The following is a 14,282-nucleotide window of genomic DNA, read 5'->3' on the forward strand; positions in this document are numbered from 1 at the left end:
TTTCAGGGTCTCCTGCTACCCGCATCCTCGGGCAGCGCATCGCGAGCGACACGCAGTGTTCGCCAGACATGTTCATCCATGACGGCGGCGAGAGCGTCGATATCCTTGGCGGCAATCAGTTCCGCTATCTGCTTGTGTTCCGCGTAGCTTTGATCGCCGGGCTGGCCATACGCCACGCTGAGAGAGCTTCGGATGGCGCCGAGCTGGCCTTCGGCGACCGTGTAGGCATCCCTGATCAGCCGATTCCCACAGAGATCGAAAAAGGCCCGGTGAAACGCGGCGTCGGCGCGGGCATAGGCGAACTGGTCGCTGGCTTCGAGCGCGGCGGTCATCGCCGTGACAGCGGATTGGATCGCGTCCGTGAGGTCACCATGGTTGCGCGTCATGGACAGTCGCAACGCCTGCATCTCAAGCATCAGCCGGTATTCACAGAGGATTTCCACATCGGCAAGCGTCGGCGAGAACACGAAGGTTCCACGCTTCGGGCGCACGATGACGAGTCCAGACTGTTGAAGCTGCAACAGAGCATCGCGGATTGGCGTCCGGCTGACCCCGAACGTCTCGGCAAGCTTGTCCTCCGAGATATTCTCGCCAAGCCCGAAATGCCCGTCGATGATGGCCTCCCGCAGCCGTTCCACCACCATCTGCGCGATGGACTGCGGCTGCTTGATACGGAATTGGCGAGTGCCTACCAACCGCGACCTCCTCCTGTCCGGTTCATGTTATGTGTTACATACAACAGAAAATGCGCGCACGTAAACAGGCAAAATTCATTTGCGCGACGACGATACGGTTCGAGAGCCGCGACGAGCTTGAACGCGACATCTTGGAGGCATGACAGGAAGAATCAGGCTTAAGCGGCCACGATCCAGGGATCGACGGCAATGTGTTGCCACAAAAAGACCCGGAGCTGCGCATCAGCACCGGGCCAACAAGCGTTCCAGCTATCTGGACGCGTCAGGCAGCCTTGCCGCCTGTCTTTCCGTCCTGAAGACCGTAGGTCGCGAAGCCCTGGAGCACGCCGACGATCTCTTCGTCGGGCAGGATCATCGGGCCGCCGATAAGAAGCGTGTGGTAGTACTGCTTCGACAGCGTTTCGAGTTCGACCGCCGCCCACATGGCCTTTTCCAGCGTTGCGCCGGTGGCGATCATGCCGTGGTTCGCCATCAGGCAGGCCGAACGCCCTTCCATGGCCCGAAGCACACTGTCCGAAAGCGCCTTCGTGCCGTAACGGGCGTAGTCGGCAATCCTGACATCAGGGCCGCCGAACGCCGCGATCATGTAGTGGCAGGCAGGGATGGGCTTGCCCGCCATCGCAAGGATCGTCGCGTAGGTGGAATGCGTGTGCACGACGGCACCGACATCCGGCCGCGCCTTCATGATATCGAGATGGAACGGCCATTCGACGGACGGCTTTTTCGGGCCGTCATAATCCCCGTTCCCGGCGATCGGAAGCGACGCGATCATGTCCGGTTGCATCGTCTCGTAAGGGATGCCGGAAGGCGTGATCAGCATGCGGTCGCCCAAGCGCACGCTGATATTGCCAGACGTGCCCTGGTTGAGCCCGGAGGCGTTCATGCCGCGGCAATGGTCGATGATCGACTGGCGAATGGAGAGTTCTGTCATGGGAGGCCTCAGCAGGGATTGACCGGCGGCTGGCCGGCGATATAGCGGCGCACCTCGTCGGCCGCCATCTCGGCAGCATATGTCACGGTGCGCACCGACGCGCCAGCAATATGCGGCGTGAGCGTGACATTGGGCAACTGCAACAGAGGCCAATCGGCCGGTACCGGCTCGACCGCGAAGGTCTCCAGCATGGCACTGCCCAGACGGCCGCTCGTCAGGGCATCATAGAGCGCGTCATAATCGCACAGTGGCCCGCGCGCCGTGTTCACGAACAACGCGCCGGGCTTCATTTTTGCAAAGGCGTCAGCGTTCATCAGGTTGCGTGTTTCTTCCGAAACACGAGGATGCAGCGTGACGACGTCCGAGCGGGACAGCAACGTGTCCAGCGAGACATGCTCGACGCCGGCGTTCCGATCGTCGGCGGAAAGCTGGACATAGGGATCGCAGACCAGGACCTTCGTTCCGAAGGCCCGCAGCAGCCGCACGACCTTCATGCCGATATTGCCATAACCAACCACGCCCACGGTCATCTCGGAAAGTTCGCGCCCGGTCACGTCTGCACGATAGAGTTCGCCGCGCCATTCCCCCTTTCGCAGCGATTCGTGCCCGCTGCGGATGAGCCGCGTCTCGGCGAGGATCGCGCCGATGGTGAATTCGGCCACCGCGCTGGAGTTGCGGCCGGGTGTATTGACCACGGTAACACCGGCCGCACGCGCTGCCTTCATGTCGATGTTCACAGGACCGCCGCGGGAGACGGCCACGAATTTCAGGCCCGGCATGCGCTCGAACATCGCACGCGAAAGAGGCGCCAGCTGCGTGATGAAAATTTCCGCGTCGCCGATGAAGTCCACGATCTCGTCGGCTGAGCCCAGATACTCCTTGAGCCCGTCCATGCCCGCGACCTCATAACCGTGCTCCATCGGCACGTCCGGCCAGGGCAGCTCGAGCAGCCGGATGTCGTGGCCGTCACCGCAGGCTTCCACGAGCTTCTCCTGAAAGACCTGCGGAAGCATGAAACGGTCGCCCGCGATGGCTATCTTCTTCGTCATTGAACCTTGTCCTGTTGTTTGGTCATCGTCTCCCAGACGGGCCGAAGCACCTCCCGCGACTGGCGATAGGCGGGGAATACGGCGTCGAAATGCCGGGAGAGCTTTTCGTCGGCGGGTTCGGCCGGCCGCTGGCAGGGCGTCACCCATTCCTGAATGCATTCTGCCATCGATCCGTAAAGGCCAAGGGAGACTGCGGCGATCATCGCGGCACCCGCCGCGCCCGCCTCCTCCCGCTCGCTGGTCTGGATGCTGGCGCCCAGCGCACCGCCGAGGATGCGCCGGAGCGCGGCGCTGCGTGCGGCACCGCCGGTCAGCCGCACGCGTTGCGGCAACGGTCCCATGGCGAGATAGCAGTCGCGCGCGGCAAGCGCCAGACCGTCGAACACGGCGCGCACCATGTCCGGAAAACCGCTCGACATGGTAAGCCCGATAAAGGATGCTCGCGCCGATGCATCGACGAACGGCCCTCTCTCCCCGGCTTCCGATATGTAGGGATGAAAGATCGGCGGACGATCATTCGCCTCAGCGAGCCACATCTCCATCTGCGCCAGAAGTTCCGCCTTCGTCTTCTCGACCCCCATGCTTTTGAGCAACCCGCCCGCCACCGACAATATCCAGTCGATATTGAGCGTCGCGGCCATGTTCGATTGCATTTGCGCATAGACGCCCGGGATCGGCATGCACATCGTGTAGCCGGTCAGGTCGTCATTGAGCCGCACGTCGTCGGGGCTCGTCGCAAGCCGCATATGCATGCCGGTCGACCCGATGATCGAGCATCCCGTGTCGCTTCCGGGATCGTAAAGGCCGGCGCCAAGCGAGGTGCAGACCACGTCGACGTAGCCCAGCACGACGGGCGTGCCGGCGACGAGGCCGGTCAACGCCGCCGCGCTTTCAGACAGGCCATGATGCGTGACCGCGCCGTCGACGATGTCAGGCAGAAGGTATTTTTGCCCGCGCAGGCCAAGAACGTCGATCACGGTCTCGGAATAGGCCCGCGTGCGGAAGTCTCCAAAGGTGAAGCAGGCTTCCGAGGGATCCGTCGCGCGTATTCCCGTCAGCTTGAAATAGAGCCAGTCCTTGCAATGGAAGCCGGTGGCCGCACCTTCAAGCATTTCCGGCGCCTCGTCCAGCATCCAGCGGAGCTGCGATCCCTGCTGGCAGGCGGCAAGCCCGGAGCCCGTATGGCTGAAACGTTCGGCATCCCCGCCCTCGCCGCGAAACCGCAAGACGGTGTCTCCCGCCCGCGCATCGAGCCAGAGCCACCCCTTGCCGACGGGATCGCCGGCCTTGTCGATGAGCCAGGTCCCGTCGCCCTGTCCGGTGACGGCGATGGCCACGACGCGCGCGCCGAGATTCTCGATCTTCCCGGAGAGCTCGGAAAGCGTGCGGGCTGTGTCCACCCAGGTCCGCGCCATGTCCTGGACCGCACCCGCCCGCCCTACGGTCTCATAGCTGTTGGGGACAGCTGCCGCCGCGATCTGCCGGCCCTTCAGATCGAAGGCGACCGACTTGATGACGGACGTTCCCGCATCGATGCCGATCAGGATATCGCGCATGTCAGGCGAGCTCCGGGCCGTGGCTGACGGCGACGCCGGTCTCGCCGTCGAAGACGTGCAGGCTGTGCGGATCGAGCTTCAATGCGATCGTGTCGCCCAGGCCGAGGCGCACACGATCGTGCTCGACGAGCACCATCGTGCCGCCTGCGAAATCCGCAGCGATATGCGTCTGGTCGCCGAGCCACTGGCTGACGGATACCTTCGCAGGCACCCCGCCTTCCGCACGTCGCACTGCATAGGGCCTGATACCGAGAGACACCTTCTTTCGGTTCCGCAGCTCGGCAAGAACGGCCGGCGAAAAATCGGATACCGCATATTCGAGCCGCACACCCTCGTTGAGGCCGAAGACCGCGGTGTCGGCACTGACCGTCACGGTGGCATCGAACACGTTCATCGGCGGCTCACCGACGAAGGTGCCGGTGAAGAGGTTCGCCGGCCGGTCCTTGATCATCTGCGGCGTATCGAACTGCTGGAGCACCCCACCTTCCATGACGGCGATCCGGTCCGCCAGCGCATTCGCCTCGGTCTGGTCGTGCGTTACGAGGATGGCGGTCAGCCCCTTTTCCTTGATGTAGTGCTTGATGCGGCCGCGCAGGACGGCGCGCAGCTGGGGTTCGAGCTGCCCCATCGGCTCGTCGAGCAGGTGCAGGTCGGCATCGCGGATCAGCGCGCGGCCGAGCGACGCACGCTGCTGCTGGCCGCCGGAGATCGAACTCGGGTAACGGCCGAGGATATCCTCGATCTCCAGAAGTTTCGCGATATAGGCAACCTTTTCGTCGACCACGTTCTGCGGCAGCCTGGAGGCCTTGAGCGCAAAGGCGATGTTCTCGCGCACCGTCAGCGGCGGATAGAGCGAGTATCCCTCGAAGGCCATCGCAACGTTGCGCTTGACGGGCGCAAAGGTATGGACCTCGCGGCCCGCAAGCGAGATCTGACCGCGCGAAACCGCCTCGAAACCGGCGATCATGCGCAACGTCGACGTTTTTCCGCAGCCGGACGAGCCGAGCAGCGCGACGATCTCGCCTTTTTCGATAGTCATCGAAAGCGTCTTCACGGCGTGCACGCCGTAATCGACCGGCCCATAGAACTTGTCGACGCCCTTGATCTGAAGTCCCGCGCCGCTCATGCCGCTTCTCCTTGCGTCCCCGTATGGCTGCCGTGCCGGGCGATCAGTGCGCCGGTCTCCTTGTCGAAGAGGAAGGCATTCGCGCCATCGACCGCGATATGTGCGGCCCCGGACGCCGGTCCGGGCGTTCCCGCCGGCCGCGACACCAGGATTTCCCGGCCGCGCACCGTCAGGGCGAGCGTCACGGTCTTCTCGTTGAGCGGCGTTTCCGCTTCGACGGTAACGGGAATGGCGCCCGGCGTTCCTGCCGGCACGAAACGCAGCGCTTCAGGACGAAGTCCGATCACGCAGGCCTTGCCGGCGGTGTTCGCGGGAATGCCGGGCAACACGATCCGCACGTCGGAAAGCAGCACCGACACGCCGTCCGCCTCTGCATTGGGCGTAACGTCCAGCAGATTGATGGTCGGATCGCCGAAGAGGCGGGCAATATCGATATCCGCCGGTGCGTTGTAGATGTCCTCCGGCGTGCCGATCTGGCGGATGCGGCCGTCCGACATCACGGCGATGCGGTCGCCGAGCGCCATCGCCTCCTTGTAATCCTGGGTGACATAGACGACCGTCGCTCCCTGCGCAGCCAGAACACGCGGCAGCTCCAGCCGCATTTCGAAGCGCAGCTTTGCGTCGACGTTCCTGAGCGGATCGTCGAGCAGCAGAAGCGGGGGCGAGCCGGCAAGTGCCCGGGCCAATGCCGTGCGCTGCTTCTGGCCGTTCGAAAGCGCCTTCGGCCGGTGCGTCAGCACATGGTCGATCTTGAGGAGCTTTGCCACGCGGTGCACACCGGCCTTGATGGCATCTGCCGAGGAGCGTTTCGCCTCGAGCGGCGTCGCAATGTTTTCGAAGGCGTCCATATGCGGGAAAAGCGCGAAATTCTGGAAGGCCATGCCAATGCCGCGATGCTCGGCATCGACATCGGTCATGTCCTCGCCGCCGATGAGGATGCGGCCCTCCTCGGGGTCGATGACGCCGGCGACGAGCCGCAGGAGGACCGTCTTGCCGGCACCCGACGGGCCGAACAGCACGAGCGTCTCGCCGTCCTTCACGTCGAGCGACAGGTTGTCGAGCACGGTGTGGTTCTTGTAGCGCTTGACGATGTTTTCGAGTTGAAGCGTGGTCATGGTCTCACCCCTTCACCGCACCGAGCGACAGGCCTTCGACGAGGTAGCGCTGGGCATAGAGTGCGAGTGCGAGCGTCGGCGTGACGGACAGCACGATCGCGGCAGCGATCTGTCCGTACTGGATGCCCGAGGAGGTGACGAAAGCGAGCGCGCCCACCGTCACCGGCTGCTTGTCGGCAGAGGCCAGCACCAGCGCGAAGACGAAGTTGTTCCAGGCGAAGATGAAGGCGAGCAGGCCTGCGGCCGCAATGCCCGGGCCGGCGAGCGGCAGCGCGATCCGGCGGAATGTCGCAAACCAGGAATGACCGGCGATGCGATAGGCGTATTCCACATCGGCCGAGATGTCCTCGAAATAGCCGCGCACGATCCACAGGATCAGCGGCAGGCAGATCAGCTGATAGACCCAGATGAGGCCGATATAGGTGTTCGCGAGGCCGAGCCACTGGAAATACTGCGTCAGCGGCAGCAAGACGAGGAGCGGCGGGGCAAAGCGAAAGGACAGGAGCGTGAAGGCGATGTCTTCCGAACCTTTGAACTTGTGCCGGGCAAAAGCGTAGGCAGCGGGAACGCCGAGCACCAGCGCCAGGGCGACCGAGGTCACCGACAGGAAGACGGAGTTGCCGAGGTTCTTCATGAAGGCGATGTCGAGCGTACCGGCGGCCGATGTCAGCTTGCCGGTTATCAGCGCCGTATAGTTCGACAGCGTCGGCTCGAAGATGACCTGCGGGGGAATGCGCAGGATCGTCTCGTTCGTCTGGAACGACATGAGGAAGATCCAGACGATCGGGAACATGAAGAAGATGACGACGAGCGTGAGCGCGAGGAGGCGCAGCGTCTTTTCGAGTGTGGACGTCGTTTCCATGATCAGGCCCTCATGCCTCACCGCGCGCGCGTTCGCGCAGGCGCAGCCAGTTCTTGATGAAGATGTTGGACAGGATGTAGGTGATGGCCCACAGGATGATGAGCAGCGCGGCCGATCGCCCGACATTCGTCGACTGGAAGAAGTTCAGATACGCCTCTACCTGGAACACCGTCAGCGTATTGCCCGGCCCGCCCTGCGTCATCGCATAGATGATGTCGAACTGCTGGATGCTGTCGAGCAGGCGGAACAACGTCGCCGTCAGGATATAGGGTGTCAGCATCGGCAGGGTTATGCGGAAGAAGACGAAGAGCCGCGGCACGCCGTCGAGCGCGGCAGCCTCGAAGGGCTGGGTCGGCAGCGAGCGCAGCCCGGCAAGCAGCAGGATCATGATGAAGGGCGTATAGACCCAGATGTCGACGAGCACGACCGTCAGCAATGCCGTGGATGGCGAGGACGCCCAGCGGAAATCGTGCAGGCCGACGAGGCTCGCCAAGTAGCTCAGGACGCCGAAACCCGGATTGGTCATCAGCTTCCACATCAGCGCGGCCAGGGCCGGCGCGATCATCAGCGGCAGGAGAAGCATGATCGAGATGAAGTTGTTGACGGTCGACCGGCGCTGCAGAAGAAGCGCGATGCCGAGGCCAAGCAGCAATTCGAGCACCACCGTGAAGCCGGCATAGAGCAACGAGACCTTGAGCGTGTTCCAGAATGCGGGATCGCTGAAGAAATTGAGATAGTTCTCACCCCAGTTGAACTGGCGCGCCCAAGGCTGCGACAGCCGGTAGCGCTGGAACGAATAGACGACGGCCGTGAAGAACGGGATGAGGATACCGATGCAGACGAGCAATGCAGGAAGGCTGAGCACATAGGGCAGTGCCTTCTTGCTGATCCGGAAGCCGGGGCGCCTGGATTCGGGTGTTGCCGGGGAAGCCATGACAGGTCTCGTTCGATGGTCCGGCGCGGCGTCACGGTTCGCCGGGGCCAAGCCCCGCGTCCATCCTGCGCCGACCGGTTCTCATGTTCTGGTAATGGAGCCCGGCGTATTGCCGGGCCCCTGCGAGCGATGTGCCGTCTCAGCCGAGGCCGGCTTCCTTGAGCTGCCGGTTGATGCTCTCGGCCAGCTGATCGAGGCCCTCGTCCACCGGAACCTGCTTGGCGACCATGCGCTGCAGCGTGGCGGCCCATTCCGTCGTCACGTCGAAGAACAGCGGCTGTGGGGTGAACTTGATCGAGGCGCCCGCGGCCGAAGCGTCGAACATTTCCACATAGCCCGGATACTTTTTGTTCAGCTTCTCGCGGAACGCCTCATCCTTCCAGATCGAGTTGCGAACCGGATCGACGAAGTCCATCTCCACCGCGCCGAAGAGCGCATGTTCCGGACCCGACGCCCATTGCAGGAAATACCAGGTGGCGTCCTTGTCCTTCGAGAAGTTGGACATGGCGAGCGACCAGATCCAGATGTTCGGCGTGGACTGGGTGGCTTCCGGGTTTGCGACGAAGGCGGCATAGCCGAGTTCGCCGGCCATCTTGTTGTCGCCGCCGTTCATGAAGTATCCGAGGCAATCGGCGTCATAGATCATGGCGGAGGCGCCGGCGCCGAGATCCGTGCCGACCTGATACCATGTATAGGTCGACCAGTCCTTCGGGCCGCTCTCCTGGATGAGCTGCACGAACTTCTCATGATAGGCCTTGGAGCCGGCCGTGTTCATGGCAGCCGAAAGCTTGCCGTCGGCATCGACGTTGAGGTCCTTCTCATTGAAGTTCGCATAGCCGGACAGGAAGCCCGGATGGATCGTCGCCCAGGAACGGGATCCACGAAGACCGATGCCGTAAATGCCGGGCACGTCCTTCTGGAGCTTGGCGGCAACCGCGATCATGTCGTCGAGGTTCTTTGGAATCTGCACGCCGGCCTTGTCGAACATCGCGCGGTTATACGTGATGTTGTTCTGCTCGAAGGCCCACGGAATGCACCACTGCTTGGCGTCTTCCGATCCCAGCGCGCCGCCGGGCTGGCCATTCCAGGCGCAGGAATTCTTCACGCCCTCGACGAAGTCGCCCCAGTTGTAGTTCGGATTGGTCTTCGTTGGGTCGTTGATCCATTCCTTGAGATCGGTGATCCACCCCGCCGGGCCGTAGGTCCAGGTCATGTAGGCGCCGGTCATGAACGCGTCGTATTCCGACGAACCCGAAGACAGCGCCGCCGTCACCTTGTCGAAATACACATCTTCCGGGAAGACGTCGTAGGTGACCTCGATGCCGGTCAGGTCCTTGAACGCCTTGAGATTGGCGATCATCGCGTCGGCATAGGGGTGTTTGTTGAGCAGCAGCTTCAGCGACTTGCCGGAATGCGCCTTCCAATCGAAATCGGCCGCGAGCGCCCGGGTTGCCATCATGTTGTAGAGCGTGCCGGCAGCCGCCGTGGTCATGCCGGCGGCCGCGATGCCCTTCAAAAGGTCGCGGCGGCCCATCTGTCCGCGCATGAATGCGCCGATAAGATCTTTCTCTTTATCATACATTCTTGTTCTCCTCCGTTGTGGGTACTTCTTGCTTGGACAAGCATGTCACCGGCTACCCAGACCGGTATTCCTCCCACCGGAGCGGACCAGCGCCCTGCCCCGGACCTGTTTTCAGAACGCCCTCACCTGTCGTGTCCCACCAGCGCGGACGCGGTCGCCTCGTCGGTGATGAGGCCGCTGAGCAGCCCGCTCGCCAGAACCGCCTTCATCGCCGGCAGCTTGATCCTGCCGCCAGAGACCGCCACCATCCTCCGGTCTCGAAGTTGGTCGCGCCCGAGCGTGAAGGTGCGGTCGGACAGCGCCGTCTCGACGGTCCTGCCCTTGGCATCGAAGAAATGGCCGAGGATCTCGCCGACGCCTCCCGCGCGCTTGATCTCCTCGAGTTCCCCTTTCTCGATCATGCCGGTCGCCACCAGCGAGGCCTCGCGCTCGACGGTACCGACACCGACCATCAGGAGGTCGGCGCTTGCGGCCAGATCGAAGACATCACGCACGCCGCGCTGGCTGAACAGGATATCGCGATCCTCCACCGAGTTGGCGAAGAATGGCACCGGCATCACATAGGCCTCCGCGCCCGTGCGCTCGGCCAGCCGATGAATGACGTCATGCGGGTTGGCCGAGAACTTGCGGGTAAGGCCGCCCAACAGCGAGACGAAGCGCACGCCGCCCGTCGTGGTGCGCGGCAGGTATTCGACACAGGCAGCCAGTGTCCTGCCGTGTCCCATGCCGATCAGCACATCGCCGCCGCGCTCGATCTCGCGCTTGAGAAACTGCGCGCCCGCAATGCCGAGCGCCTTCAGCGGCAACGCGTCCTGATCGAAATCGGGAACGACTTCGCAATAGTCCAGGCGATAGCGCTCGATCAGCGCCTGCTCCAGCTCCACGCATTCCGACACTTCGCCATCGATATAGACTTTGACCAGCCCATCCTGGTTGGCCTTCGTGATCAGCCGGTGCGCCTTCAGCGATGTGAGGCCGAGCCGTTTGGCGACTTCCGACTGCGTCAGGCCGCCCGCATAGTGCAGCCACGCCGCGCGCGCCGCCATGCTCGCCTCGTCATCCCGAAGGGATCCGCCACCGCCCGCTGCCATGCCTCCACCCTGGTCTGATAATTTTTGCTTTTCTTGAAATAATTTTCAGGCGAAAATTTTCACGGCGCGTGGACAGTGTCAAGCAGATTGCATTCCGCGAATGCGAAGCGTGAGAAGCAAATCGCGCGATAATTGGGCAGAAGCCGTTGCTATAGGCATGAACAATTCGTGGATTCAGCGACTTGCCGCAGCGCGAACATCGTGTGCACTGCAAGGTATTTTCCGCGCGGCATTGAACAGCGCGGACCTATCACGCAGCGATGAGCAAGCCTCGCGAATTATGGCCACGTCGAAACCGTTGTTGTAGGCAGGGTGCACTACGGCGATGCAATCATCGGAACGTCGGATGAGCTTAGATGTCGTCGTTATACAGGATACAGGAGGTCACGCATGTTCAACCAAGCGCCGCAGAGAGCCATTGCGCTCACGGTCCTGCTCATGGCGGGCAGCGCCGGGGCATCGGACGCCGATCTCACGATCGAGATCGGTGGCGCTTTGTTCGAACACGGCGGCGTGGTGACCATTTATCCGATCCCTGTGCCGCCGGAGGAGCTGTCCGTGCAGGATGGCAAAGCCGCCGGCCGGGTTACGGTCACATCGCGCTATGCCGAGGTGCAGCTGAAATATCCCAAGGACGGTAAGTACGTCTTCCGGTTCCGGAGCCCGGAAGGGGCCGCCGATGACCGGAAGCTCGGCACGCAGGCGCTCTCCGTCATCGGCACCGATATGGAAGACCGCGGCCCGCAGATGACCGTCGGCTTCAAGGATGCCTACTCGTCCGGCGGACAGGTCATCCGCGTGCTGCCCCGCGCCGAATATGCCGGGGAAAGCGACGCCTCACGGACAAATGCCCGTTGGGGGAAAGTGGAAGGCAAGGACGCATTGCCACCGGCGGACGAACGCGGTGCCCGCTCCCTGGCGGCAATCCTTCGCTACGGCGTCTCCGATTTCACGTTCCATTGCGCCGGTGACACGAGCGTGCAGGTCTGTACGATCCCGCAGAACCAGTGGCCGACGCTCGACATGCGCTGGTGGCGCGATATCGCGGAAGCCCGGCTCGAACGGCTGGATTACCACGCGCTGCGGCGCTGCTACGACAGCTCATGGCTGGGCGGCGGCACCTGTGAGCCAGATCCGAAATCCGACGAGCCGGCCTATTTCCGCAAGTAAACTCGCCCGATCGAACGGCTCTCAGGCAAGCCCGCGGTGTGGAGGCACGGTCGGCTCTCAAACGTGCCGCTCTTGGTCGACCTTTTGATTTTTGCTCTATATCTGCTGTCCCGGAATACAGGTCCGATCACGTCGTCAGGCGTGCGGGCCGTCAGCAGTGGATGCCAGCATCATGTTCAAGCCGTTCGTCATCAACCCGCCCGTCTTCTTCGGATCGCTCGCGATCATCGGACTGTTCCTGGCTGTCGGCATTCTGTTTCCATCGCAGGCTGAGGACATATTCAGAAGCCTTCAGGCACAAATCCTGTCAGGCTTCGGCTGGCTGTACCTTCTTGCCGTCGGGGTCATTCTCGCCGCCATGCTGCTCTTGTGTTTCAGCCGGTATGGCGACCTGAAGCTCGGCCCCGACGATTCGACGCCGGATTTCAGCTTCCTGTCGTGGATCGCTATGCTGTTTGCTGCCGGCATGGGCATCGGTCTGATGTTCTACGGCGTGGGCGAGCCGATGACCCACTATCTCGCGCCGCCGACCGCCGAACCTCGGTCGATCGCCGCGGTCCGTGAGGCGATGTCCGTCACCTTCCTGCATTGGGGGATTCATGCGTGGGCGGTCTACGCGGTGGTCGGCTTGTCCCTCGCCTATTTCGGCTATCGCTATAACCTGCCGCTCACCATTCGATCCGGCCTCTATCCGCTATTGAAGGAGCGCATCAACGGCCCGATCGGCCATGCGGTCGACATCTTCGCCATTGTCGGGACCATCTTCGGGCTCGCCACGTCCATGGGTGCCGGCGTGACGCAGATCAATTCCGGCCTCAACTTCGTGCTGGGCGTGCCCATCGCGCCTGCCGTGCAACTGCTCATCATCACCTTTGTCACCGGCCTCGCCACGGTGTCGGTCCTGACCGGGCTCGACAAGGGCGTCCGTATCCTCTCGGAGCTCAACCTGCTGGTGGCGATCCTCCTGATGATGTTCGTTCTCGTGGTGGGTCCGACGACCGAACTGCTGCGCGATTTCGTGCAGAATCTCGGCCTGTATCTCGATGGCCTCGTGCTTCGCACGTTCAACATATACGCCTACAACCCGACGCCGTGGATCGACGCCTGGACGCTCTTCTACTGGGCCTGGTGGATCTCCTGGTCGCCCTTCGTGGGCATGTTCATCGCCCGCATTTCGCGCGGGCGGACAGTACGTGGCTTCATCACGGCCGTGCTCTTCATACCGGCCGGCTTCACCTTCATCTGGATGACGGTGTTCGGCAACACCGCCATTTCCATCGACAATGGCGTCGCCGCCGGCGCGCTTGGAAAGGCGATCGTCAACGATCTTTCGGTCGGGCTCTTCGAGTTCTTCACCTACCTGCCCTTCACGGCCGTGACCTCGACACTCGCCATTCTCCTGGTGGCAATCTTCTTCGTCACATCGGCGGATTCGGGATCGCTGGTCGTTGACGCCATCGCGGCCGGCGGGGAAACCGAAACGACCACGCTGCAGCGCGTGTTCTGGTGTGCTTTTTCCGGCATCGTCACCGCCGTGCTGCTGCTTGCGGGAGGATTGTCGGCCCTTCAATCGGTCACGATCGCGAGCGCGCTGCCCTTCGTGATCGTCATGCTGGCGCTGCTGTGGTCTCTCCTGGCAGGCATGCGCGCCGACATGGCACAACAATGGGCGGGCCGATCCGCGGGCGGCGGCATGCCCGCCTATCCGGCTGCAGGGGTCTCCTGGCAGCGACGCCTGGGGCACATGCTGCGTGCGCCGCGTGAAGGCGAGGTCAGGGCCTTCATCACCACCCAGGTCCGTGCGGCACTGGAACAGGTTGCCAAGGAGCTCTCGGCTCGTGGCCGCCCGACGCACGTCGAAGAGGGCGAAAACGGCGCCATCGCCCTGCGGTGCCAATCCGAAGGCGTGCGCGACTTCGTTTACGGCGTCGCCGTCGCCAGCCATCCGCTTGCCGTCCTGTCGCCGATGGCCGCCGGCAAACCGGAAATGCGCTTCGAAGCACGCACCTATTTTTCCAGCGGCAGCCGTGGCTACGACGTCATGGGCATGGAACGAGACCAGATCATCGCCGATGTCCTGGGGCAGTTCGAGCGCTATCTCAGCCTCGTCCAGCTACCCGACGCGCAACTGGTCCACGGCGCGCCTGAACACGCGGGAACCTGACGCTGGA

12 protein-coding genes are annotated in these 14,282 nt (G+C 62.9%); 2 read left to right on the forward strand and 10 right to left on the reverse strand.

From position 1 onward, the window contains the following. Nucleotides 1–2 precede the first annotated feature (2 nt). The 10 genes from K6301_RS19060 to K6301_RS19105 form a co-directional block, all read right to left on the reverse strand. Nucleotides 3–644 carry a GntR family transcriptional regulator gene (locus K6301_RS19060; protein ID WP_247222121.1) on the reverse strand — a complete coding sequence of 214 codons (642 nt, stop codon included), beginning with the start codon at nucleotides 642–644 and terminating at the stop codon, nucleotides 3–5. 313 nt (nucleotides 645–957) lie between these two features. Continuing rightward, nucleotides 958–1,626 carry a class II aldolase/adducin family protein gene (locus K6301_RS19065; protein WP_247222122.1) on the reverse strand — a complete coding sequence of 223 codons (669 nt, stop codon included), beginning with the start codon at nucleotides 1,624–1,626 and terminating at the stop codon, nucleotides 958–960. Nucleotides 1,627–1,634: 8 nt separating this feature from the next. Further along, nucleotides 1,635–2,675: a 2-hydroxyacid dehydrogenase gene (locus K6301_RS19070; protein ID WP_247222123.1), complete on the reverse strand. Its 1,041-nt coding sequence runs from the start codon at nucleotides 2,673–2,675 to the stop codon at nucleotides 1,635–1,637. Continuing rightward, entirely contained in the window at nucleotides 2,672–4,231 is a 1,560-nt protein-coding gene (locus K6301_RS19075; RefSeq protein WP_247222124.1) for an FGGY-family carbohydrate kinase, read from the reverse strand. The genes K6301_RS19070 and K6301_RS19075 overlap by 4 nt, the downstream gene beginning before the upstream one ends. Before the next feature lies 1 nt (nucleotide 4,232). Next, nucleotides 4,233–5,357 carry an ABC transporter ATP-binding protein gene (locus tag K6301_RS19080; protein WP_247222126.1) on the reverse strand — a complete coding sequence of 375 codons (1,125 nt, stop codon included), beginning with the start codon at nucleotides 5,355–5,357 and terminating at the stop codon, nucleotides 4,233–4,235. Then, complete coding sequence (locus K6301_RS19085) at nucleotides 5,354–6,472, reverse strand: ABC transporter ATP-binding protein (RefSeq protein ID WP_247222127.1); 1,119 nt, start codon at nucleotides 6,470–6,472, stop codon at nucleotides 5,354–5,356. Before K6301_RS19085 ends, K6301_RS19080 begins: the two co-directional genes overlap by 4 nt. Before the next feature lie 4 nt (nucleotides 6,473–6,476). After that, nucleotides 6,477–7,334, reverse strand: a complete 858-nt coding sequence (locus tag K6301_RS19090; protein ID WP_134646635.1) for a carbohydrate ABC transporter permease — start codon at nucleotides 7,332–7,334, stop codon at nucleotides 6,477–6,479. A gap of 10 nt (nucleotides 7,335–7,344) precedes the next feature. After that, the gene (locus tag K6301_RS19095) at nucleotides 7,345–8,268 is read right to left on the reverse strand and encodes a carbohydrate ABC transporter permease (RefSeq protein WP_160870417.1); all 924 of its coding nucleotides are present in this window, start codon (nucleotides 8,266–8,268) and stop codon (nucleotides 7,345–7,347) included. Between the two features lie 139 nt (nucleotides 8,269–8,407). Further along, a complete protein-coding gene (locus K6301_RS19100; protein WP_134646631.1) occupies nucleotides 8,408–9,850 on the reverse strand; it encodes an extracellular solute-binding protein in 1,443 nt (480 codons plus the stop codon). A 122-nt stretch (nucleotides 9,851–9,972) separates the two neighbouring features. Then, nucleotides 9,973–10,941: a sugar-binding transcriptional regulator gene (locus K6301_RS19105; protein WP_247222128.1), complete on the reverse strand. Its 969-nt coding sequence runs from the start codon at nucleotides 10,939–10,941 to the stop codon at nucleotides 9,973–9,975. A gap of 390 nt (nucleotides 10,942–11,331) precedes the next feature. Here K6301_RS19105 and K6301_RS19110 point away from each other — a divergent pair, with 390 nt between their 5' ends. Both K6301_RS19110 and K6301_RS19115 read left to right on the forward strand, forming a co-directional pair. Further along, nucleotides 11,332–12,111 (forward strand): hypothetical protein, encoded by a 780-nt coding sequence (locus K6301_RS19110; protein ID WP_247222129.1) that lies wholly within the window; start codon nucleotides 11,332–11,334, stop codon nucleotides 12,109–12,111. Between the two features lie 172 nt (nucleotides 12,112–12,283). Further along, nucleotides 12,284–14,275: a BCCT family transporter gene (locus K6301_RS19115; RefSeq protein WP_247222130.1), complete on the forward strand. Its 1,992-nt coding sequence runs from the start codon at nucleotides 12,284–12,286 to the stop codon at nucleotides 14,273–14,275. Nucleotides 14,276–14,282 lie beyond the last annotated feature (7 nt).

This window comes from Shinella oryzae, assembly GCF_023038235.1.
GTDB classification, from domain to species: Bacteria; Pseudomonadota; Alphaproteobacteria; order Rhizobiales; family Rhizobiaceae; genus Shinella; species Shinella sumterensis.

What these genes read in the sequence shown, in the direction of transcription:
- K6301_RS19060 (WP_247222121.1), bottom strand. Translation starts at nt 644, where the DNA reads ATGGTGGTGGAACGGCTGCGGGAGGCCATCATCGACGGGCATTTCGGG.
- K6301_RS19065 (WP_247222122.1), bottom strand. Translation starts at nt 1,626, where the DNA reads ATGACAGAACTCTCCATTCGCCAGTCGATCATCGACCATTGCCGCGGC.
- K6301_RS19070 (WP_247222123.1), bottom strand. Translation starts at nt 2,675, where the DNA reads ATGACGAAGAAGATAGCCATCGCGGGCGACCGTTTCATGCTTCCGCAG.
- K6301_RS19075 (WP_247222124.1), bottom strand. Translation starts at nt 4,231, where the DNA reads ATGCGCGATATCCTGATCGGCATCGATGCGGGAACGTCCGTCATCAAG.
- K6301_RS19080 (WP_247222126.1), bottom strand. Translation starts at nt 5,357, where the DNA reads ATGAGCGGCGCGGGACTTCAGATCAAGGGCGTCGACAAGTTCTATGGG.
- K6301_RS19085 (WP_247222127.1), bottom strand. Translation starts at nt 6,472, where the DNA reads ATGACCACGCTTCAACTCGAAAACATCGTCAAGCGCTACAAGAACCAC.
- K6301_RS19090 (WP_134646635.1), bottom strand. Translation starts at nt 7,334, where the DNA reads ATGGAAACGACGTCCACACTCGAAAAGACGCTGCGCCTCCTCGCGCTC.
- K6301_RS19095 (WP_160870417.1), bottom strand. Translation starts at nt 8,268, where the DNA reads ATGGCTTCCCCGGCAACACCCGAATCCAGGCGCCCCGGCTTCCGGATC.
- K6301_RS19100 (WP_134646631.1), bottom strand. Translation starts at nt 9,850, where the DNA reads ATGTATGATAAAGAGAAAGATCTTATCGGCGCATTCATGCGCGGACAG.
- K6301_RS19105 (WP_247222128.1), bottom strand. Translation starts at nt 10,941, where the DNA reads ATGGCAGCGGGCGGTGGCGGATCCCTTCGGGATGACGAGGCGAGCATG.
- K6301_RS19110 (WP_247222129.1), top strand. Translation starts at nt 11,332, where the DNA reads ATGTTCAACCAAGCGCCGCAGAGAGCCATTGCGCTCACGGTCCTGCTC.
- K6301_RS19115 (WP_247222130.1), top strand. Translation starts at nt 12,284, where the DNA reads ATGTTCAAGCCGTTCGTCATCAACCCGCCCGTCTTCTTCGGATCGCTC.